The 21,520-nt window shown below is 55.8% G+C and carries 20 protein-coding genes; 11 read left to right on the forward strand and 9 right to left on the reverse strand.

What is annotated here, in order from left to right:
* Positions 1 to 150 precede the first annotated feature (150 nt).
* Positions 151 to 588: a hypothetical protein gene (locus tag AC0QKW_RS14945; protein ID WP_473151874.1), complete on the reverse strand. Its 438-nt coding sequence runs from the start codon at positions 586 to 588 to the stop codon at positions 151 to 153.
* Between the two features lie 128 nt (positions 589 to 716).
* Positions 717 to 1,280 carry a transposase family protein gene (locus AC0QKW_RS14950; protein ID WP_473151875.1) on the reverse strand — a complete coding sequence of 188 codons (564 nt, stop codon included), beginning with the start codon at positions 1,278 to 1,280 and terminating at the stop codon, positions 717 to 719.
* Positions 1,281 to 1,567: 287 nt separating this feature from the next.
* Here AC0QKW_RS14950 and AC0QKW_RS14955 point away from each other — a divergent pair, with 287 nt between their 5' ends.
* From AC0QKW_RS14955 to AC0QKW_RS14965, 3 genes are all read left to right on the forward strand, one after another.
* Positions 1,568 to 2,152, forward strand: a complete 585-nt coding sequence (locus AC0QKW_RS14955; RefSeq protein ID WP_473151876.1) for a hypothetical protein — start codon at positions 1,568 to 1,570, stop codon at positions 2,150 to 2,152.
* An 81-nt stretch (positions 2,153 to 2,233) separates the two neighbouring features.
* A complete protein-coding gene (locus AC0QKW_RS14960; protein ID WP_473151877.1) occupies positions 2,234 to 2,566 on the forward strand; it encodes a DUF433 domain-containing protein in 333 nt (110 codons plus the stop codon).
* Positions 2,567 to 2,571: 5 nt separating this feature from the next.
* Complete coding sequence (locus AC0QKW_RS14965) at positions 2,572 to 2,925, forward strand: DUF5615 family PIN-like protein (protein ID WP_473151878.1); 354 nt, start codon at positions 2,572 to 2,574, stop codon at positions 2,923 to 2,925.
* A gap of 198 nt (positions 2,926 to 3,123) precedes the next feature.
* Here the strand turns inward: AC0QKW_RS14965 and AC0QKW_RS14970 are convergent, their stop codons facing one another.
* The 4 genes from AC0QKW_RS14970 to AC0QKW_RS14985 form a co-directional block, all read right to left on the reverse strand.
* Entirely contained in the window at positions 3,124 to 4,743 is a 1,620-nt protein-coding gene (locus AC0QKW_RS14970) for a 2-isopropylmalate synthase (RefSeq protein ID WP_473151879.1), read from the reverse strand.
* A 500-nt stretch (positions 4,744 to 5,243) separates the two neighbouring features.
* On the reverse strand, positions 5,244 to 6,128 hold the full coding sequence (locus tag AC0QKW_RS14975) for a hypothetical protein (RefSeq protein ID WP_473151880.1): 885 nt from the start codon (positions 6,126 to 6,128) through the stop codon (positions 5,244 to 5,246).
* Between the two features lie 66 nt (positions 6,129 to 6,194).
* A complete protein-coding gene (locus AC0QKW_RS14980; RefSeq protein WP_473151881.1) occupies positions 6,195 to 6,878 on the reverse strand; it encodes a hypothetical protein in 684 nt (227 codons plus the stop codon).
* Between the two features lie 308 nt (positions 6,879 to 7,186).
* A complete protein-coding gene (locus AC0QKW_RS14985; RefSeq protein ID WP_473151882.1) occupies positions 7,187 to 7,666 on the reverse strand; it encodes a hypothetical protein in 480 nt (159 codons plus the stop codon).
* Positions 7,667 to 8,074: 408 nt separating this feature from the next.
* On the opposite strand from AC0QKW_RS14985, the gene AC0QKW_RS14990 reads away from it, so the two are divergent.
* Complete coding sequence (locus AC0QKW_RS14990; RefSeq protein ID WP_473151883.1) at positions 8,075 to 8,761, forward strand: Mo-dependent nitrogenase C-terminal domain-containing protein; 687 nt, start codon at positions 8,075 to 8,077, stop codon at positions 8,759 to 8,761.
* A gap of 46 nt (positions 8,762 to 8,807) precedes the next feature.
* Here the strand turns inward: AC0QKW_RS14990 and AC0QKW_RS14995 are convergent, their stop codons facing one another.
* The 3 genes from AC0QKW_RS14995 to AC0QKW_RS15005 all read right to left on the reverse strand — a co-directional run bounded on the left by AC0QKW_RS14995 (position 8,808) and on the right by AC0QKW_RS15005 (position 12,169).
* Positions 8,808 to 9,554, reverse strand: a complete 747-nt coding sequence (locus tag AC0QKW_RS14995) for an alpha/beta fold hydrolase (RefSeq protein WP_473151884.1) — start codon at positions 9,552 to 9,554, stop codon at positions 8,808 to 8,810.
* A gap of 589 nt (positions 9,555 to 10,143) precedes the next feature.
* Complete coding sequence (locus tag AC0QKW_RS15000; protein ID WP_473151885.1) at positions 10,144 to 11,253, reverse strand: EAL domain-containing protein; 1,110 nt, start codon at positions 11,251 to 11,253, stop codon at positions 10,144 to 10,146.
* Between the two features lie 142 nt (positions 11,254 to 11,395).
* The gene (locus AC0QKW_RS15005) at positions 11,396 to 12,169 is read right to left on the reverse strand and encodes a hypothetical protein (protein ID WP_473151886.1); all 774 of its coding nucleotides are present in this window, start codon (positions 12,167 to 12,169) and stop codon (positions 11,396 to 11,398) included.
* A gap of 697 nt (positions 12,170 to 12,866) precedes the next feature.
* Between AC0QKW_RS15005 and AC0QKW_RS15010 the strand changes: the two genes are divergently transcribed.
* The 7 genes from AC0QKW_RS15010 to AC0QKW_RS15040 all read left to right on the forward strand — a co-directional run bounded on the left by AC0QKW_RS15010 (position 12,867) and on the right by AC0QKW_RS15040 (position 21,392).
* Positions 12,867 to 15,341: an ATP-dependent Clp protease ATP-binding subunit gene (locus AC0QKW_RS15010; RefSeq protein WP_473151887.1), complete on the forward strand. Its 2,475-nt coding sequence runs from the start codon at positions 12,867 to 12,869 to the stop codon at positions 15,339 to 15,341.
* A gap of 29 nt (positions 15,342 to 15,370) precedes the next feature.
* Positions 15,371 to 16,387, forward strand: a complete 1,017-nt coding sequence (locus tag AC0QKW_RS15015; protein ID WP_473151888.1) for an S-layer homology domain-containing protein — start codon at positions 15,371 to 15,373, stop codon at positions 16,385 to 16,387.
* Between the two features lie 176 nt (positions 16,388 to 16,563).
* Complete coding sequence (gene glpX, locus AC0QKW_RS15020) at positions 16,564 to 17,601, forward strand: class II fructose-bisphosphatase (protein WP_473151889.1); 1,038 nt, start codon at positions 16,564 to 16,566, stop codon at positions 17,599 to 17,601.
* A 294-nt stretch (positions 17,602 to 17,895) separates the two neighbouring features.
* The gene (locus AC0QKW_RS15025; RefSeq protein ID WP_473151890.1) at positions 17,896 to 19,191 is read left to right on the forward strand and encodes a glutamyl-tRNA reductase; all 1,296 of its coding nucleotides are present in this window, start codon (positions 17,896 to 17,898) and stop codon (positions 19,189 to 19,191) included.
* Between the two features lie 245 nt (positions 19,192 to 19,436).
* Positions 19,437 to 19,883, forward strand: coding sequence for a Uma2 family endonuclease (locus tag AC0QKW_RS15030; protein ID WP_473151891.1), 447 nt, complete (start codon positions 19,437 to 19,439; stop codon positions 19,881 to 19,883).
* Between the two features lie 44 nt (positions 19,884 to 19,927).
* Positions 19,928 to 20,575, forward strand: coding sequence for an urease accessory protein UreG (gene ureG / locus AC0QKW_RS15035; RefSeq protein ID WP_473151892.1), 648 nt, complete (start codon positions 19,928 to 19,930; stop codon positions 20,573 to 20,575).
* Positions 20,568 to 21,392 (forward strand): MOSC domain-containing protein, encoded by an 825-nt coding sequence (locus tag AC0QKW_RS15040; RefSeq protein WP_473151893.1) that lies wholly within the window; start codon positions 20,568 to 20,570, stop codon positions 21,390 to 21,392. Before ureG ends, AC0QKW_RS15040 begins: the two co-directional genes overlap by 8 nt.
* The last annotated feature ends 128 nt before the right edge of the window (positions 21,393 to 21,520 follow it).

The raw sequence follows: 21,520 nt of genomic DNA on the forward strand, positions 1-21,520 counted from the left end.
TTGGGAGCAAAGCCTTGGCTCATGGGGACTCACTAAAGGTCGCAGCGATAGAAGGCCCCTAGCATGTCACAGTCCTATTTTTCTTGCGCTTACCCTGTGTCAGGGAGTTAGACATCAAAAGTGACCGATAACACTGGTTGACTGACAAAACTAGGCCGTTGCGTACTGGTACGTCCGTATTTTGAATTCTATTTGGTAGGTGCGGCGTTGGTGTTGCTTCCGCGAGGCCATGGCGGGTTGAGGGTCGCTGTTGCCGGTGAAGACGACCTGCCGAATGAGCCGCCATCCAGTCTCTAAGGCCGTTTTAACCCAGTCGATGCCAATCCGGAAGTAGCTGTTACCTCGGAACCAATGGGGGTCCACCCAACGGCGGCGGCCCGATGCAACCACGTCAATGCCTTGAGCCGTCACGTAGAGGGTCGCGACGGCCAGGATAAACCAGAGGCGAGAGAGGGCACAGACGGAGCGGAGTTGTGATTTCTGGACGTTCCAACCGTTCGACTGGTCATCTAAGAAGTTCTCTTCAATATCAAACCTCAACCCATATTCCTCGAAGGTGTGCAGGGAGGTGGGTTCATCATGGCCCAAAACTCACCATTGAGGTTGTTGTAGCCAAAGGCCAGATGGACAGGGCCAAACCATTGACCCTTATGGAGTTTGACGTTGTGAAAGCACAAGGCTTCACCGCGGTTCAGATGGAAGTCCTTCAGTTGATGCTAGCCTTTCCCCTCCCGCCAAATCCAGGTGTCTCGCTTGAGGCGAATGCGGTAGTGCCACCCGAGTTGAGTGCTCATCGCTCGCATACAGTCGGTGTGAACAAAACCTCGGTCCGCCAACAGCACTACCTTGACGCCCTGAGGAAGCCGGTTAACGGCTTGGTGCAGCATCTCGCGATAGGCCGAAAACGACACCGATGCACTTCGCCGTTTTAGCACCCGCCAGACCACCGGCAAGGCTCGCCCTCGATGAACGACGGCCAATCGCACCAGGCAATACTCATCCCAAAACATGGAGGTGTCTAAGCTCAGATAGAGCACGTCCTCTTGCCACTGGGCTAATGCTGCATGAATCAGGGGTTTATAGAGACGATGCACGTTGATCCGGCTGTTGTGCAACCACCGACTGAGTCGGCGTTGTTTACTTTGCGCCTGGCGTCCTCGGATGGGTAGATGAGGCAACCATCGGGTCAGATTTACCTCACCCGTCTGGATTAACGCGACGACCATCCAGAGACCCGTGGTCAGATGGGTCAGGTGAACCCATTCACCCGATTGACCCATCCAACGTTTCAAGGCATCGTAGAGGCGGGAGTTTTTTTCACAGCATTCTTGATGTTGAGTGGTATCTCATCTTAGAATGCTGGCTCCCACCCAGATTTTCAAGGTCGCTCAAACTCCCTAGTGTCAACCGTTTCAAAAGCTTGACATGCAGCTTTTGTCAGTCAATCAGCCGATAACATCCCAAAGCCAGGGGCTTATCCGTCACATCTAACACTTAATACATAGTTAGGTGTCTTAAGATTTCTGTTGGGGCGTACATCAATGTTGTCTGCTAGTCGTTTGACATCGTGAAAAAATCGGGCACTTGTTTTGGGCTGCTTTTTTCTGTAGCACTGGTCATATCGGTACTCCTGGTATATGAGCCTGCTTACGCTCAGGCACAATCAACAAGTGCAGATTTCTGGAGCAATCTTGATACGTCTGTCAAAGTTGTTGCTGGTGTGGTTGCTGCCATCACAGCAGTTCTTGGTGTCCCAGTTACATTCCTGCAAATTCGCAAAACAATTGTAGAGATTCGTAAAATCGAGTTGGAAGCTCAAAAACTGCGAGAGCAAACTGGAATAGAACATCTAAAAGAATCTCAAGGTCATTGGATCTATTTGGATCATTCGGATGGAAATAATATCCAGATTCTTGTAGATTCAAGGTTTTCTGCTCCTTTACTAATCCTGCTGGATTTTGTAATTGTTTATATTGTTCTCGCTTTGGCAAGTTATGCGGTTGGTGTGTTTCTGCCAGGGAAAGTTGGTCAGATAATTCTGACGATTATTGCAGCACTTTTGTTGCTACCACTCTTTGTTGAAGCTCTACGGCTGCGTGGGGTCTTACGATCTTCTTGGGGGAAAGGGCAGAATGAGAATAAAAAGAACTAGCAGGCTAATCTCATGAATTAGAAAGGCTTCAGCTTCTTAGGGTGTTTGCTACCATAGAAGGCAGGAAACTCGATAAAATTTATGACTCTAGCAATTGCCCTTGAACCTGCCCCAATAGAGACCGATCCTCAGGGTGTCGTACGGGTTGCTAAAACTCGCGTCACTCTAGATACTGTCGTGACTGCTTTTCTTGAGGGATGTACGCCGGAGGAGATAGGGGAGCAGTATCCATCGCTACAACTACCAGATATCTACCTGGTTATCGGTTACTACCTTAGACATCGAGATGAGGTGCATACCTACCTTGAAGAGCGTCAACAGCAGGCAGATTTGATTCGGCGAGAGGCTGAACAACGCTTCAACCCTGTTGGAATACGAGATCGTTTGCTTGCTCGACGCAATCAAGCCCGGTAATCTAGATGGCTCAATTCCTGGCTGATGAAAATTTCAATAACCAAATTGTTCGAGGTGTTCTTCGCCAAAACCCAAACGTTGATATCGTGCGTGTTCAAGATGTAAATCTGTCGGGAATAGACGACCCAACTGTCTTGGCATGGGCAGCCGAAGAAGGGCGAATTGTTTTGACTCACGACGTTGCGACGATGATCACATTTGCATACCAACGCATTCAAGCTGGATTATCCATGCCCGGATTGTTTGAGGTGAATCGACGTGTTCCAGTAGGGCTAGCGATAGAGGAAATTACCTTGGTTGCGGAGTGCAGCATCGAAGGAGAGTGGGAAGGGCAAGTGAGATTTTTACCTCTACGGTAGGCAGTAGTAGCTGTCACCACCTAACACTTCGTTGGTTCGGACGGAGTAGAGGTGATCGGGGAATGTTCGAGTTCATCCGCTGCCGCACAACTTCACCGTTATCAAATCCAGAGCACACAGACCCGATTTTCAAAAGGCAAAGCTTGGGGGCGTCTGAGCCGCCTAGCAAACGAATCAGCCCCCCATTTTTCGGTGCTTTTACAGCGAAGCCGTCACCGTCTCTCGCTGGGGATGGATGGCTTGCCCGGTCTGCAACGCCGTATACAGCCGGTTGAGGGCGTGCAGGTAGGCGTGGGCCGAGGCCACCACAATGTCGGTATTGGCCGCGTGGCCCGAAAACACCCGGTCTTCGTGGCGAATGCGAATGGTGACTTCCCCCAGGGCGTCAATGCCCTCGGTGACCGACTGCACCGAAAACTCAATCAGCTGGTTGGGGATATCGACCACCCGATTGATCGCTTTGTAGACTGCGTCTACCGGGCCAGTGCCGATCGCCGCATCCATCAGCTCTTGGCCGTCGGGGGTGCGCAGGGTGACGGTGGCGGTGGGCTTGGCGCTGTCGCCGCACGAGACCTGCACCAGCTCTAGGTGAAAGTGCTCAGGAGCCTGCTGGGTTTCGTCATTGACGAGAGATTCAATATCCCAGTCGGTGATCTCTTTTTTCTTGTCGGCCAGCTCTTTAAAGCGCAAAAAAGCGCGGTTAAGAGCCTGGTCATCAAGCTCGTAGCCCAGCTCTTGCAGACGAGTGCGAAAGGCGTTGCGACCCGAGTGCTTGCCCAGCACGATCTGGTTGTCGGTGAGGCCGATGGAGGTGGCGTCCATGATCTCGTAGGTGAGCTTGTTTTTGAGCACGCCATCTTGGTGAATGCCCGACTCGTGGGCAAAGGCGTTGGCCCCCACGATCGCCTTGTTGGGCTGCACAAACATGCCGGTCAGGTTCGACACCAGGCGCGAGGTTTTGTAGATCTGGCGGGTGTCGATGGCGGTGAGGGGGGCTTCTGACTCGGGCGGACGACCCAGGAAGGGATTGTAGTAAGACCGGCGCACGTGCATCGCCATCACCAGTTCTTCGAGGGCAGCGTTGCCGGCCCGCTCGCCAATGCCGTTGATGGTGCATTCGAGCTGGCGCGCTCCGGCCTTCACCGCTTCGAGAAAGTTGGCCACCGCCAGGCCCAGGTCGTTGTGGCCGTGGACGGAGATCACCGCCTGGTCGATATTGGGCACGTTGGCTTTGATGCCGCGAATCAGATCGCCAAACTCGCTGGGGGTGAGGTAGCCGACGGTGTCGGGGATGTTGACGGTGGTGGCCCCGGCTGCGATCGCCGCCTCGAGCACCTGATAGAGAAATTCGGGGTCAGATCGGCCCGCATCTTCGGGCGAAAACTCGACATCGTCGGTGAAGGTCTTGGCATAGGCCACCATCTCGGGGGCGATCGCCAGCACCTCTTCGCGGCTTTTGCGAAGCTTGTACTGCATGTGAATGTCGGAGGTGGCCAGAAATGTATGGATACGTCCTTTAGCGGCGGGCTTGATCGCCTCCCCGGCTCGCTCGATGTCGCCCTTGGTGGCGCGGGCCAGGCCGCAGATGGTGGGGCCGTTTGCTGTGCCGACTTCTCGGGCAATCTTCTGCACCGCCTCAAAGTCGCCGGGGCTGGCAAAGGGGAACCCAGCCTCAATAATATCGACTCCCAGCCGAGCTAGCTGCCGGGCAATCACCAGCTTTTCTTCCACATTGAGAGTGGCCCCTGGCGACTGTTCACCGTCTCGTAGGGTGGTATCAAAGATGAGAATGCGCTCTGGGCTGGGCTGATTGCTCATGGTACTTCTGCCGGTGAATAGCGGTTTCGACACGGCCCCTACCCTCTACCAAGACAACCGCAACCCGCGAATGATGTGCCCTGGAGATAAGGAATATAACTGTATCGATACTAACCATTCTACCGGTACAAAGTCGGATTCGCTACGACTTAGCCCCGACTATTCTAAGCATTTGCTGACAGCGAGCAGTGCCGGAGGCTCCGCCCGTAACCATGGGCAATCAGCAAATAAAACGTCGGTTTGATAAACAGTAATTTTTGGCCAGCAGTCTGATCGTCATCGTCGGAGAGGGGCAGGGATGGGTTGGGCTGGGGCCTGAAGCTCTTGTCCTGTCAGCAAAAGCTTCATTTCCGATTGCCAGTTTGACCCACCCTGCCTTCCGGCCACCCCCCATAGAGAAGATGGGGGCGGATCAGGGTGATTTCGCCAGCACCGCGACCGCCTTGAGGGCTTTGGGGCCCACATCAAACGCGGTAGGGTGAACTAAATGCCCGAGACAGCTAAATCTCGGCTACGGCACGCTCGATCAGGCGACGGGCTAGGGTTTGGGTGCCGGTGTGCTCGTAGTATTTCACCGACATGTCGAGAAATGCGCCGAGGTAGTCAAGCTTGCCCTTAGAGCCTTCGATAAAGCCACCCAGGTTGTCAACTAGACCGCTTTGGGTGATGTTGTGGTCGCCCACAAATCTGTCCATCCAGCCCTTGGTTGACTCAAAGGTTTCGGTCATAAAGGCCAGTTTGGCCCCGTCGTTGGCCCCAGGAATTTCGTTTTTGATGCCCTTAAAGGTCTGGTTGCCGTCGAGATCGCCAGGCCCAAAGCCTTTGATGGTATTGAGTGCCTTGGTCGAAAAGTCGGCCCCCAAGGGAATGATGCCGTCAAAGCTGACCAAGGCTGCCATGCGGATCAGCGATTCGCTGCTGTAGTCGCCCAAGGCGGCAAGAAAGTCGCCTAGGCTGTCGCCGGGAATGCCGCTGATTTTACAAAAGGCCACCACTTCGGCCACCAGCTTGACCACCAGGTCAATGGTCTGAGCTTTTTCGGGCTTAGGAGAAAGATTTTTGAGGAAGCCCAAAAAAGTATCCTGGCCAATGCGGTTGGCCAGGGCGGCGGCACCCAGCAGGCCCGAGGCAGAGTCTACGGTTTGATAGAGCCAGAGGGCGCTCTGGTAGCCCTGTTTTTTGTCGTTAAAGAGGGCGATCGCCCGTTCGCCAATGGCCTGCACCATCGCTGCATCGGTTTCGCCAGTGACGGTTTTGATGGTGTTGTCAAAGCCCACTAGGTTGTTCCACTGGCCGGGGACAAAGGTGTCAAGGGTTTTTAAGGCCCGCACGGTCAACCCCCCGGTGGGGAGCTGATCGACAATCTCGTAAATTTTTTTGCTCACAACTTACTCCTTACTTAGTTGCCGTTGAGGTCGTCGCTAATTGATTGCCCAATTTGCCAGGCGGCCCTAAGAGGCTGGCTGAAGACTGGGAGACAACCCCGGTAGCTGCACCCGAGGCAGCTTAAAACCAGGCTTGTCCTGGGCGGCAGCGGGGTCGGCGGCAGCTGTAGGCTGAGGCGACTGAGCAGCCTCCGAAGGAGTTGGCAGAGCTGCTGCGGCCTTACCCGCTGGGGTAATGGCCCCCTTAAGCTGGGCTAAGCCCTGGAGATCAAACTTTTGCAGCCAGGCTACCCGGTCTGCTTTAGTAAAGGCCGGATCGCGGGAGAGCACCTTGACCTGGTAGCGGCCATTGACCAGTAGCGCAGTGGCCGTCGTGCCCTGCTCAACCGTCGGAAAGCCAGATACAGCCTCGGTGGCGGTGTTAAACTTTTCGGCTGCCGACGGCAGACTGCTGGTGTCGTTGATGGTTAGCATGGCCAGGGTTTTGTCGCCCTGCTGGAGCTTATATTCGGCAAAGCCCTTCTTCTCTTGGTAAGGAATGACATTGTAGCCCCCCTGATCGCCGGGGAAAAACTCATTGAAGGTGCCGCCTTTCTCAGCTTTTTTGTTGACAGCTGCCGGTGCCCCAAAACCGGTAGTGTCTTTTTGCACCTGGTCGTACTTAGACGGAGCCGACGAACAGGCCGTAACCAGCAGCACCAGACATACCAATAGGGGCGCTAGCCGCCTCAACCAGCGGGTTAAACTCATAACAACTCTCCTTACACAGGCAAATTTGTAACTACAGATAGGCAGTTCAGTGGTGCCAAGCCACCTCTGTTGAGTATCTACGACCGTGGCACAGAAACATAAAGCTTCAGTAAGCAAAAATTATCTTTGGAAAGAGTGAATAGCCCCATCATCTCGCCTGGGCTATGGGCTGAAGGCTAGCCCCACCGCCCTAGGGCGGGTCATCAAACAACCCAAACCCTTGGGGGATCAGCCCTGCCACGCCTGCCCCAAACAACAGGCTAGGGGCTGTAACCTTTGGTTCATACGCGACTCATTGATGACCGCCCCTAGAGACCGAGGGCAACCTTGAATCGTTCTAGAGCGGCGGCCTCTTTGGTGCTGACCTTGTTGCTGCCAGAGCCAAAGAGCCCTTCCCCAGCGGCTTCGGCCACCGCCAAGCCGCAGTCGTAGATAAATTGCTTGTATTCGCCGATTTCAGCATCGCTGGCCTTGCCTGCAACCAGGGCTAGGGCGGCATTGATATCGGCGATCGCGCTGTCGATCATGGCCCCAGATTTAACATCTTCGGGCTTGATTTCAGGCTTATCGAGTTTGACCTGACCACTTTTGAGGGTTGCCTCTGAAAAAGCCGCCTGAATAATCGAGTTGGCGGGAAACTTTTGAGCAGCCCCGCTGATCTGCTTCGACATGGCCGCCGCCTCAATGGCCGTCGACACTATGCCCAGATCGACCATAGCCACCGATAGTCCGGTCATCATCGGTGCTTTAACCAAGGCTTGCAGATCTGTAGTGGTGTAATCGCTCATGGTGTACCTCGCAGTTTGGGCAGACAAGCCGTTGAGTCACTAGGCTGTAGCTCTTGCCAGACTCAGCTCTTCGAGAGTAAGTAAAAACGATAAGAAAGCCATAAAGATAATCGCAGCGGCTACCCTCTTACCGCCACCATCAGGAGATAGATGTTTTCACTATGCCGTCGGTAGCGCGGTTGTAGCAGCGGCGGCAAAGCTAGCTCTCCTAGGGCAGACTGAAGTTTGGCAGCGCTAAAATTAAGGGGCTATTGGCGATCTGGCTCTAGCTTGCTACGTTCGATAGTTTGATTTAATTGGCCAGATTGTCTAGACCTGAGGCGATGGCCCTGTCTCTACCCCAAACGCGATCGCCCAACGACTAAAAGGCTCTAACTGCGGCCATGGCCGAGCCATTGAGGAGGATCTATGCCCACAATTACTGAAGCGCCTTACACCCAGGAACAGATCCAGGTCTGGCTGCGGGGGCTACTCACCCTAGCCTGGGCCGACGGTGATTTTGATGACGATGAAAAAGCGCTCATTGCCTCTATCACCCAAGAAGAGCTGGCCCCCGAGATTGACTTCGACCACTTTGAGCCCGTTACGCCCGAGGAGGTTGCTCAGGTATTGGGGCCAGATCCGGCGATGGCCGAAAACTTTTTGCGCATGGCGGTTATGGTAGCTCTAGCCGATGGGGTGTACTCCGTCGAAGAAGATACTCAGCTGCAGTTGCTATGCGAGGCGCTCAACCTGCAAGAAACAGCCCTCACCTCGGTGCGATCGACTCTCTACAGCCTCAAGCCCGAAAACCAGGCGGCTGCCTCTGCCCTGCGCCCCTCGACCGCAGGTGCCAAAATCGACCCCCTCAAGCCCGCCCGCGAATGGCTCGACCAGCTAGAGATCCAAGACCCACGGCTGGCTCGGTTTGTGTGTAAGCTAATTCCGTCTCAGTGCCCCTTTGAGCGCGATGTGGTGCTGTTTAAGAAAAAGCTGGTGCACATCCCCCCCATGTGCAAAATTAACCCCCTCTATGAACAGCTGGTGGGGCTGCGGTTTCGCGCTCTGTCATACCTCGCCGATGACTGTGGTGAGGATGTGACGCCACTGCTATAGCCTTGATCGCAGCCCCTAGATGCTCCATTCAACCCAGAGGTGGGGGTTAAGAAACGGTTCTCAGACTCTGGGTTGCAACCAGCCGGTTGTCGGTAGTTTGCCAAAAGCTCAAAATTTGGCTGGCCACAGCATGAGGATGTACAGCGTGGAAGAAGTGACGGCCAGAGAACAGCACGGTGCGATCGCTCCCTTTTAGCCAGGGCTGCCACCCTCGAATCTGCGCGGGAGCCACGATGGCATCCTCTTCGCCACCGCCCACCATCAGCGGCACGGCCACTCCACCAGGGCATAGACTCACCCGCTTCAGCAGCGAATGGGGAGACACTGACTGGATCAAATCTCTCTCTAGCAAGCTGACCCACCCCGCCAGGAGCGGCGGTGACTGATAGCCAAAGAGACTGTGAGCCATTTGGGTTAGTACCTGCTGGCGTTTGCAGGGTAGCCGTTCAAGCTGGGTGTAATAGTGGGCCTGCCAGTCAATCATGGGGTTCACCCCTACCGAAAGCAGAGTCAGCGACTTCACTCGATGGGGGTTTTGGCGGGTGTAGAGCAGCCCCACCAGCCCTGCGGTGCCGTGGCCTAGCAGGTGCACTGGCTGGCTATGTCCCTTGAGATAGTCGTGCAGCAGGGTAACAGCAACAGCTAAGGAACTGGGCTCGTCGGGCGTTTGGCGGTAGGCCCAGTGGGCTACCTCAGCGTGGCGAGCCAAGCAGCCCAATAGCTTGTGGTCAAGGCGCTCAAAGGCAGGGCTGACATTGAGCCAAACCGCGTCGGGGCAAGGAGATAGTGTCATTGAGTACGAGGTTCCTGGTGTTGATTTAGAGTGCGCGCGCAAGGGTTCAAGGGCTCACCCAGAGACAGACAGAGCAGGAAACTAGGAAAGGGAGGCCATCTGAACACAGCACTTATTGAGAAACAAACTCAATAAGGTAATTTGACCATAGATCGGAATCATTCTCAATAGGCTGGAGTTAAGTTTTGTGAGCTACTTTTGAGGCAGGCGCTTTCTCTAGCGCTACCTCCTGCTTCAATTTGCCTCGTCTTCCCTCATAGGACATAGGTCAACCTCAGTTCGGGTAACTCTTTCCCCTCCTTCGGAGGGGTGCCCAAAGGGCGGGGTGGGTTAAACCTACGGCAAAATAAAAGTCTCTAGATATGGTGAGTTGCTGTGCTGGCAAAGACTAACCCACCTCTACCCCTCCCAAGGAAGAATGGGCTTGCTTCGCCAAAGATTTTCTTATCCCGAACTCAGGTTAGGTCATCACATAGCCCTCTACCTGACGCGGAGTTCATGTCTTCGCTATCGATTGCTATTCTCAATAAATCTAGGGTGATCCGTCTATGCTCAACCCTAGCTCAGGTACGGCGATCGCCCCATCGAGCTAGCTAGCTGAACCACACCAGTCAAACTGCGGAGTGGTAGTGGCTGGTACTGCATTGGGCTTGGCAATCAGGTATCCCTGGGCAAAGTCAGCTCCCCGCTGCTGCAACCAGTTCAGTTCCTCGACACATTCAATGCCCTCGGCCACCGTCTGAATGTTGAGCTGCTGAGCAATTTCCAACAGCTTCTCGGTGATTAAAGCCTTATAGAGGTCTTGGTGAACATTCCGAATCAGCTCCATATCGAGCTTGATAAAGTCGGGCCGCAGCTGGTGGAGCAAATTTAGACCCGAGTAGCCCGACCCCAAATCGTCTAGGGCCACGGCAAACCCCGCCTCTCGGTAGTACCGCAAAACTGTTTTTAGATGGTCTAGATCCTGTGGGCTATCTGACTCGATCACCTCAAACACCACCTGCCCATGGCTAATGCCCGCCTTATCAATAGCGGCCACGGTGCTACGGAGGCAAGACACCGGGTCGTAGAGAGCCGTCGGAGTAAAATTGAGAAAAATGCGCTGGGTCAAGTGGTGCTGGCTGGCTTGGGCGATCGCACTGAGTCGAGCCGCCCGATCGAGCTGAGGCATCAGCCCCGCTACCGCCGCCTGGGCAAACATCGCCCCAGGCATGACTAGATTGCCCTCGCTATCAACACCCCGCAGCAGCGACTCATAGCCATAGATGTGAGATGTATCTTGAATTGAGACAATCGGTTGAAAGTGGCTGGTAAAGCGATCGTGAGCCAGCATATCTACCAGCCAGTCAGACTGACTCAAGGTGACAAAGCGCTGCAGCGAGGCTATGTCGCTAAAGTCTTCAATCTGGGGCTGCAGAGTACCCCGAACAAACAAGACCTGAGTTTCCACGAGTTCTCTGGGCGTAACCAGCTTGGCTAGGCGGAGAGCCACCTCCTGGGCCTGGCCAAACTGGCAACTAACCCCTAACCCAGAGCGCTCTTGCATCAGCTCAAACCTAAGGCACTCTTGCTTTAAAAAGGTCGTCACCTTAGCCAGAGTATGAGGCACCGGAAACCAGAGAAACAGCCGCCCCACCTCCCCAGCCCGACAGCGCTGAATATTTTCACAGGCACAGAGCTTAGTGGTAGAACGTCCCATCAATCAGATCCGATAGCAATCTATAAGCAACCTTCATTTCCTTTAGGATTCCCCAATTTACGCACAAGCTACCCGTTGCCTATTGTTTTCTAGCCCAGTAGCTGAAGCCGATTCAGGTTTTCGTTGAGGCTGCGGGGCAAATTTACTGCGAAAAGTCATATTCTCGCAGCTCTAGGCGACATCCTTCCTCCAGGTTGAGGGCGCGCTTGATCGGGTTGATGTCTCGAAAGCCCTCGGCTCCATTTTGTCTAAGGCTGGTCTCAAAGCGCTCGACAAAGGTAGATACACAGGGATTCCGGCTTTGGCCAAGGCTCTCTAGGCTGCTGAGGGTGGTGTCCATATCCCAGACTCCTACGGCGTTGTGGAGTTGTTCCCAGGCCCGGTTTTCCTGACTGTTAGTGGCGACTTGAAGCTGGTAACGGCCCAAGATTTGGTAAGCCAACCAAAAACTGCCGCTGAGAATGGCCGCCATGCCCAAGGAAATCAGGCAGCCCGCCAGGGGGTTGCGGCGGCTAAGGGGGCGCAGTGAAGGCGCTGGGGCGGTGGTGAGGCCGTTGCAATACTCTACAAAGGGGGGCATTTGATCGAGAAACCAGATCTCAATACCCTTGGGCTGGAGCTGCTCTGCGATCGCATCAACCGCCTCCCAATCGCCCTCAGGGGTCAGCCCGGCAATGACAAACTGCTGGTCGGGAAAGTGTGGTTGACAGGCTTGAACTACCTCTACCATAGCCCGCAGGTCTGACGGGGTCAGACTCTGGGGGCAAAAAATGGCATACATCGGCGTGAGCAAATCAACCCTACCGCCCTCGGGGCAGGGCACCTGCCGATGGATGCTGTGGCCATAGTCTTCGAGCCAGCGCCCCAGGGCGATTTGCAGATCATCTGAAGTGGCAAATTCTAAGGCGACGGTCACGGTTGGCGAGGGAGTAATATAGTCTTCATGTACTAGTTTAGCGTCGTGCGCCGCTTACGAGCGTCTGGATGGGTGCGATCGCCTGTATCAAGTCACTGAGGAGGTGGGGTTTTCTCATCGGTAAAACTCGACCTCTGCATTTGCTTGGGCACTTAAATGAGACCTATGCCTCAGACTCCCTCTCTAGACTTGCTAGAAATAATAGGAGATTTGTTGGAGATATGGTCGCTGTGACTCTAGCCAGTTTAGTTAAGACTTTTCTCTGGTGAATATTCAAATGGCTGCCCGTTCGCTGGGTTTCTCAATGGCGTACCCCTTGAGGAAATAGCCATATTTTGTAAGTAATTTAGAACATTTGCGGAGCCCGAACCGGTGGAGATGGGATAAGATTAAGTAATGTAACTAATTTCTAAGGAAGACTAATTGCCCAGCTGGTGTTTTTCTCTGGTTAACCCGCTGAGTATGGTGCCAAGCTTAGCTCAGACCCCACCTAAGCTCTACGGTTCTCCCCAATGCAGGTTAACGGCAAGCTCCGTAAAGTATTACTAAGTCTCTCAAGGCCGCGAGAGCAGTTTTGTCATTGCCTTTGCTCTCTGAGCCTTGACTCACCTTCAGAAATCTGAAGTTTCGGCCAGCTTATCGCTCCTGCCCTTTCCTCTCGAACGCTCCTCAAGCCACTGGTACTGACACAATCACCATGTTTGAACATTTCACGAACACCGCCATCGCCGTCATCATGAAAGCCCAAGAAGAGGCTCGCCGACTGCGCCACAACTTTGTGGGCACTGAGCAGCTGCTGCTGGGTTTAATCAAAGAAGAATCGACTCTGTCGGCCAGGGTGCTGGGGGAGTTTGGCGTCAATCTCAACGACGCTCGGGCTGAGGTGGAGGCCATCATTGGCCGGGGCAGTGGCAGCGTGCCGCCTGAGATTCCCTTCACGCCCAAGGTCAAGCAGGTGTTTGAGCTGGCTTTTCAGGAGGCCCGCAAGGTCGATTCGCCCTACATTGAGCCCGAGCACCTGCTGCTGAGCCTGTGTCAAAACACCGAAAGTGTGGCCTACCGGGTGCTGACTAACCTAGGGGTAGAGCCCGCTAAGGTGCGCACTCGCATTATTCAAGAGCTGGGCGAGGCGGCGGCCATACCGGCGGGGCGGCGCAGCAGCGATCGCGACGACTCCCGCAAGAAGGGCAAAATTCTCTCCGAGTTTGGTAACGATCTCACCGCCCTAGCCGCTGCTGGCAAGATCGACCCCGTTGTGGGCCGCGCTAAAGAAATTGAGCGCGTTGTGCAGATTCTCGGTCGCCGCACCAAAAATAACCCCATTCTGGTGGGTGAGCCAGGGGTAGGTAAGACCGCGATCGCCGAAGGTCTGGCCCAGCGCATCGTCAACCAGGATGTGCCCGAGGCGTTGCTCACCAAGCGTGTGATCAGTTTAGACATGGGCTCGCTGGTGTCGGGCACCCGCTTTCGGGGCGACTTTGAAGAGCGCCTCACCCAGCTAGTGCAGGAAGTGCGTGAAGACCCTGACGTAGTGCTGGTAATCGATGAGATCCACACTTTGATTGGGGCTGGTTCGCTCGAAGGCGGGCTAGATGCCGCCAACATGCTTAAGCCTGCCCTGGCTCGGGGTGAGATGCAGTGCATTGGGGCTACCACTCTCGACGAGTTTCGTAAGCACATCGAGCGCGATGCCGCTCTAGAGCGCCGCTTTCAGCCGGTGCAGGTCAAGCCGCCCTCGGTGCCTGAGACGATTGAGATTCTCCAGGGGGTGCGCAGCCGTTACGAGCAGTTCCACCAGGTGAGCTTTACCGACGAGGCACTGGCGGCGGCGGCCAAGCTGTCCGATCGCTACATTAGCGATCGCCACCTGCCCGACAAAGCCATCGACCTGATCGACGAAGCGGGTTCTCAGGTGAAGCTGCGCTTTATGCCCAAGTATCCGTCTAAGGAACTCAAGCTGGAGCTGCGTCAGGTCAACAAAGACCTCGACGAGGCGATCGAGCTACAAGAGTTTTCTAAGGCCAAAACCCTGCAAGAGCAGCGGCAGTCGCTGATTCAGCAGCTCCAGGCCGACATTCCTGAGTATGGGGAGGCCGAAGCGGGCAGTTTGCCCCCCCAGCCCATTGTTGACGAAGAGAACATCGCTGACATTGTCGCGGCCTGGACGGGTATTCCGGTCAACCGCATGACCGAGACTGAAGCCGTGCGCCTCATGCACCTCGAAGATGTGCTCCACGAGCGGGTGGTTGGTCAGCACGAGGCGGTAATGGCTGCTGCCAAAGCTATTCGTCGGGCGCGGTCTGGCCTGGCCAGCGCCGATCGCCCCATCGCTAGCCTGGTCTTCTCTGGCCCCACCGGGGTGGGTAAAACCGAGCTGTCTAAGGCTCTGGCCGTAGCCCTGTTTGGTTCCGAAGAGGCGATGATTCGGCTTGACATGTCAGAGTTTATGGAGAGCCACACTGTGTCAAAGCTGATCGGCTCGCCGCCGGGCTTTGTCGGCTACGACGAGGGTGGTCAGCTTACCGAGGCGGTGCGTCGCCAGCCCTACAGCGTGATTTTGATGGATGAGATTGAAAAGGCTCACCCCGATGTCTTTAATATGCTCTTGCAGGTGCTCGACGACGGTCGTCTGACCGATGCCAAGGGGCGAGCCGTGAGCTTCAAAAACACGCTGATCATTCTGACCTCCAACATTGGCTCCCAGGTGATTGAGAAAGGGGGCGCTGGTCTGGGCTTTGACTTTGCCACCACCGATGCGGCCACCAGCCAGTACAACAATATCCGCAACCTAGTTAACGAGGAGATGAAGCAGTACTTCCGTCCCGAGCTGCTAAACCGGCTGGATGAGATCATCGTTTTCCGCCAGCTCACTCGCGACGAGGTCAACCAGATCGCCGACCTCATGCTAGATCAGGTGAACAAGCGCCTAGCCGATCGCCAGATGGCGGTCACTCTGTCAGATGCCTTCCGCAGCCGATTGGCTGGCGAGGGCTATGACCAGCGCTACGGGGCTCGCCCGATGCGCCGCGCCATTGCCCGCCTGGTAGAAGACACCCTGGCCGAGGCGATTTTGACGGGTGAGTTAGAGGAGGGCGATCGCGCCCGCCTCGACCTCGACGAAGCGGGCAACCCCACGGTTATCCCAGAGCGCCAGCCCGCTCTGGTAGGATAGCCCTGAACGCTGCTACTTACCGCTGAGCCATGGTAAATTTGCCCCCTGACCCGCCCGATCGTCGCCCTGCCGGTGGGACGGGCGGGTCAACCCCCCGCACTCGAGATTTAGACGAGCTGCTGGCAGTGGTGTTGGCCTTCTTAGGGATAGGTTCGATTTTGTGGTGGGGGCTTGCTCGCGACCAAGGGCTTGTGGTTGACTCAGCTCTTTTGGGGCGACGAGCTGATTTAGCCCCCAGCTCGGTAGCCCCGGTGTCGCCAGAGCAGGCCGCAGGTTTTGAGCGACGCACCTTTGAACGAGGCGATCGCCCCCCAGAGCGTCCGTCGGGCGAGCAAAGCGGTCTGCCTAGTTTTGGTACCGCACCCCAGCGTCCCAACATTGACGCCCTGCCCGCTCCTGCCCCACTAGACACAGAGTCTGGCCCGCCTGAGGCTGGGCTGACCACGGTTACCCAGCCCCTAGATATTACCGATGTACCCGTCACCCATTGGGCCTACCCTTTTATCAAGCCCATGTTTGACCAAGGCTATCTGCCCGATTTGCCCGAGCGTGGGTTTCGTCCCGATCAGCCGTTGACTAGGGCTGAGTTTGCCGCTTTACTGAGCCATGCCTTTGGCGGTGTACCTCGGGAAGGATCGGTACGCACCTTTAGCGATGTGCCCAATACCTACTGGGCCGCCTCGGCAATTGATGATGCGGTGGCCCAAGGATTTATGAATGGCTACGCCGAGGGCGACTTTCGCCCCGATCGAGCGGTGCCTCGCTACGAAGTGCTGGTGGCTTTGGCCACTGGGCTAGGCATGACCCCCGCTGTGTCCCCCGACCAAGTTCTACAGGCCTTTGTTGACACCAGTTCTATGCCCGACTGGGCCAGGCCTAGGGTGGCGGCGGCGGTAGAAAATGCTCTGGTGGTCAACTATCCGGCTCGCGACCAGCTCAAGCCCGCCCAGGCCGCGACCCGGGCTGAGATCGTAGCGATGCTGCACCAGAGCCTGGTGCAGCTGGGCGAACTTCCTGCGGTGGAGTCTCAGTATGCAGTGCCGTAAGGGGATAGGGTAGAAGCCAACCAATGGGTCTGCCTCTACCCCTTTTACAGCTCCCACACACTCAAGCCCGCCTCAGCACAATTTCCTATGCCTTGATCCCACCGTCTGATAGACTGGGAAGTCGAGAAGGGAACGCGAAAACCCATTAAATATAGGCAGTTTGGAGGATTGATCCCGTGGAAAGTACCCTCGGTCTTGAGATTATTGAGGTTGTCGAACAGGCTGCGATCGCATCATCCCGCTGGATGGGCAAGGGCGAAAAAAACATCGCTGACCAAGTGGCGGTAGAAGCCATGCGGGAGCGCATGAACAAAATTCACATGCGCGGTCGCATTGTCATCGGCGAGGGTGAGCGGGACGATGCCCCCATGCTCTATATCGGTGAAGAGGTGGGCATCTGCACCCAGCCTAACGCCACTGATTACTGCAACCCCGACGAACTGCTGGAAATTGACATCGCCGTTGACCCCTGCGAAGGCACCAACCTGGTAGCCTATGGCCAAAACGGCTCGATGGCGGTGCTGGCTATCTCTGAGAAGGGCGGTCTGTTTGCCGCTCCCGACTTCTACATGAAGAAGCTGGCCGCTCCGGCCCAGGCCAAGGGCAAGGTGGACATCAACAAATCGGCCACCGAAAACCTGAAAATTTTGGGTGAATGCCTCGATCGCGCCATCGACGAGCTGGTGGTGGTGGTGATGAAGCGCGATCGCCACAACGACCTGATCAAAGAAATCCGCGATGCTGGTGCTCGCGTGAAGCTGATTGCCGACGGCGACGTTGGTGCGGCCATCTCTTGCGCTTTCTCGGGCACCAACACCCACGCCCTGATGGGCATCGGTGCCGCCCCTGAGGGGGTGATTAGCGCCGCCGCCATGCGCTGCCTGGGGGGCCACTTCCAGGGACAGCTGATCTATGACCCCGCCGTGGTCAAGACCGGTCTGATCGGCGAGAGCAAAGAGGCCAACATTGCCCGCCTCAACGAGATGGGCATCACCGATATCGACAAAGTGTACGACGCCGACGAGCTGGCCTCGGGCGAAACCGTTTTGTTTGCCGCCACCGGCATTACCAGCGGTGAGCTGATGGATGGCGTGCGCTTCTTCCACGGCGGCATGCGCACCCAGTCGCTGGTTATTTCCAGCCAGTCTAAGACCGCCCGCTTTGTAGACACCATCCACATGGTTGACAGCCCCAAGAGTCTGCAAATTCGGTAGTTACGCTAGTTAGGTGGTGAGATGGGATCTAAATCAGGTCTAATTTCACCACCGACCCAAACCAAACAGGGAGACACAGGCAAGCTGTGTCTCCCTGTTTGGTTTGGGTTCACAGTTTTTGATGGACTTTTGTTGAGTTTCCTTGAGTCGAGCCCTATTTATCTCTAAGTTCAAACATATTGGCAGTTGTGTACGGAGTAACCCTGGGTCAGGTTGTTTCACCTCTTACCTGGCCCTAGTAAGGTATCCGTTAACACCATAAATTTAGGTGACTATCAAACGCGTGGAGGAAGAATGAATATCGCCGTAATTGGTCTGAGCCATAAAACCGCCCCGGTTCAAATTCGTGAAAAACTTAGCATTCCAACGGCTCAGACAGGTGATGCGATCGCCCATCTCACCCACTGCCCCCACATCGACGAAGTTTCGATTCTCAGCACCTGCAACCGGCTTGAAATCCACATCGTCACCGAGGAGACCGAGCAGGGCATTCGCGAGGTCACCCAGTTTCTCTCTGAGCACAGCGGCCTGCCCCTCCATGAGCTGCGCCAACACCTGTTCATTCTGCTCCATCAGGATGCGGTCAACCACCTGATGCGGGTGGCGGCGGGGCTCGACAGCCTGGTGCTAGGCGAAGGCCAGATTCTCGCCCAGGTGAAGCACGCCCACCAGCTGGCCCAGCAGCATAAGAGCATTGGCAGGGTGCTAGATAGGCTTCTCAAGCAATCTCTCACCGCTGGCAAGCGCGTCCGCAGCGAAACCAGCATTGGCACCGGAGCCGTCTCGATTAGCTCTGCCGCTGTAGAGCTGGCCCGCATGAAGGTGCCCCACCTGCACAGCTGCAATATCAGCATTTTGGGCGCGGGCAAGATGGCTCGCCTGCTGGTGCAGCACTTAGTTTCTAAAGACGCCTCCTGCACGATCACCATTCTCAATCGCACCATCGATCGCGCCAACGAGCTGGCCAAGCAGTTTCCCGATGCCAACATTCGCACCGGCACCCTCGATGCCATGCTAGACACGGTGCAGGCCTGTGACGTGGTCTTTACCTGTACCTCCGCCACCGAGCCGATTTTGCACCGTGAAAATCTAGAGCCTCTGCTGGACGGCAGCCGCACCCTAATGCTGTTTGATATTGCCGTCCCCCTCAACGTTCATACCAATGCCAATGAGCTCAATAACGTCCATGCCTTTAATGTTGACGACCTGAAGGCTGTGGTTGCCCAAAACCAGGCCAGCCGCCGCCGCATGGCCATGGAGGCCCAGGTGCTGCTCGACCAAGAAGTAGAGAGCTTCATGGACTGGTGGCGATCGCTCGACACCGTAGGCACCATCAGCAGCCTGCGCAGCAAGGTCGAAACCATCCGCGAGCAGGAGCTAGAGAAGGCTCTGTCGCGCCTGGGCAGCGAGTTTGCCGAGAAGCACCAAGAGGTGATCGAGGCGCTGACTCGGGGCATTGTCAACAAAATTCTCCACGACCCCATGGTGCAGCTGCGCGCCCAGCGCGACATTGAAGCCCGCAAGCGGGCGATGCAGACCCTACAGGTGCTGTTTGATCTAGAGACCACCTCTAACGAGAAGTACAGTTAGCCAGGTTTCTCTTTCGTGAGATGACCTAGACCCCAGGGATTTTCAAAATTCCTGGGGTCTTTTGCGTAGGGTAGGCTTTAGAAGCAAGCTGCTTTGATTTGCTATGCCAACAGTTCTTAGTGCCACAACCGATCAGCGGGTAGCCTACGGCGATCGCACCTGGGCACAGTTCAAGCTGATCCAAAGGGCTGGAAGATTGCCCTGGCGCGCGGCTGTTCTACTACGACGGTACTGTCGAACTTCTGATGCCAGGGCGCGATCACGAGTTCTTTAAATCGGTGATCGGGTTCTTGCTAGAACTCTTGTTTGTAGACCAAGGCATCGACTTTTACCCCACTGGGTCAATGGATCAAGAGCGGGAGGGGGAAGCCTTTGCCCAGGCCGATGAGTCGTACTGTATGGGTGGCCCCAAGACGATCCCCGACATCTCTATTGAAGTGACGTTCACCAGCGGCAATCTCACGAAACTGGCACGGTATCGCTTACTCGGCGTGCCAGAAGTCTGGTTTTGGGAAGACGGGTCGCTGAGTCTGTATCACTTGGAAACAGACGGCTACCGACGGGTTGATCGCAGCCAGATTGCCGAGCTGTCGAGCCTGGATATTGAGCTGTTTTGCCGTCGTGTGTTGATGGCCGAGACCTCTCGTCTAGAGGCGGCTCAGACATTTCGGCAGGGAATTCAAGCTGCCTAGGCGGTGTAAGATATCGAGCATCCTGATGTTGGATGGAGCACTCAATGACAAGTCCCTTTCGCGTTGGTGTGGCTGGCCCAGTGGGCTCGGGCAAGACCGCCCTGGTGGATGCTTTGTGTAAGGCATTGCGCGATCGCTACTCCATCGCCGTGGTCACCAACGACATCTACACCCAGGAAGACGCCCAGTTTCTAGTGCGCAGCCAGGCCCTCAGTCCCGATCGCATCGTTGGGGTCGAAACCGGCGGCTGTCCCCACACTGCCATCCGCGAAGACGCCTCGATGAACCTGGTGGCGATCGAAGATCTCGAAGCGCGGTTTAACCCATTAGATCTGGTGTTTGTGGAAAGCGGCGGCGACAACTTGGCCAGCACCTTTAGCCCTGAGCTGGTAGATTTGACGCTCTACGTGATCGACGTAGCTGCTGGCGACAAGATTCCCCGCAAGGGTGGGCCAGGGATCACCAAGTCTGACTTTTTGGTGATCAACAAAATCGACCTGGCTCCTATGGTGGGGGCCAGCCTGGCGGTGATGGAGCAAGACGCCAAAAAAATGCGGGGCGATCGCCCCTTTGGCTTCACCAATCTCAAAACCCAGGCGGGGTTGGCCACCATTATCGACTTCATTCAGCACCACGCTGGGCTAACCCCGATCGCCATACCCACGCTACCAGGGAAAAATAACCATGCCTAGAACCTTGGTGGGTACGGTCAAGGCGCTGTGGCGCTACCCAGTAAAGTCGATGCGAGGGGAATGTGTTGAGGAACTATTGCTGACAGAGCGCGGCTTTTGGGGCGATCGCGCCTTTGCTCTCTGGGACGCGCAAAGCCAAAAAGTCGCCAGCGCTAAAAATCCCAAAAAGTGGGCACAGTTGCTGGCCTTTCAGTCCCGTCTGATCGCCAGTTCACCAGCTCAGCTCGACCCAGCCCAGGTGGAAATTATTTTGCCCGATGGGCAGGTCACTACCAGCGATCGCCCGGAGATCAACGGCCTGCTTTCAGCAGCCCTGGGACGAGAGGTGACACTGGTCTCTACGCCGCCCGCCCAGGCCAGTATTGAGCACTACTGGCCCGAGGTCGAAGGCACCACCCACCAAGACACTCTCACCCAAATCGTCATGCCCTCCGGCACCTTCTTTGATGCCTGCCCGGTGCATGCCATTTCCACCGCTACCCTGGCCCAGCTGCAAGCCCTGAACCCCACCAGCAACTTCGACGTTCGGCGGTTTCGCCCCAATATTGTGATTCAGCCGGTTGAGAGAATCGAGGGGTTTATTGACCAAGATTGGGTACATCAGGCTCTGGCTGTAGGAGAAGAAGCCCGTCTGAGTGTTTTTACCGGCTGCTCCCGCTGTGTGATGACCACACTGCCCCAGACTGATCTAGCCGCAGACCTCGGCATTCTCCGCACTACGGCCCAGCACAGCGCCGGAATTGCAGGCATTCGGGCCACCGTTCTGCAACCCGGCCTAATTCGGCGCAATGACCCCATCTGGGTCGATTTTGCCTAGCGTCTGATCTAGCTATGCGCGGCAACAGTGGATCCTGACTAAGGGGCGATCGCGAGGGCAACGGTTTTCTAAGCTTTATAACAGGAAAGTTTGGGGAATTTGTATCCTGGGCTACACTTACTGCCAAT

This window comes from Pseudanabaena sp. PCC 9330 (assembly GCF_055795045.1).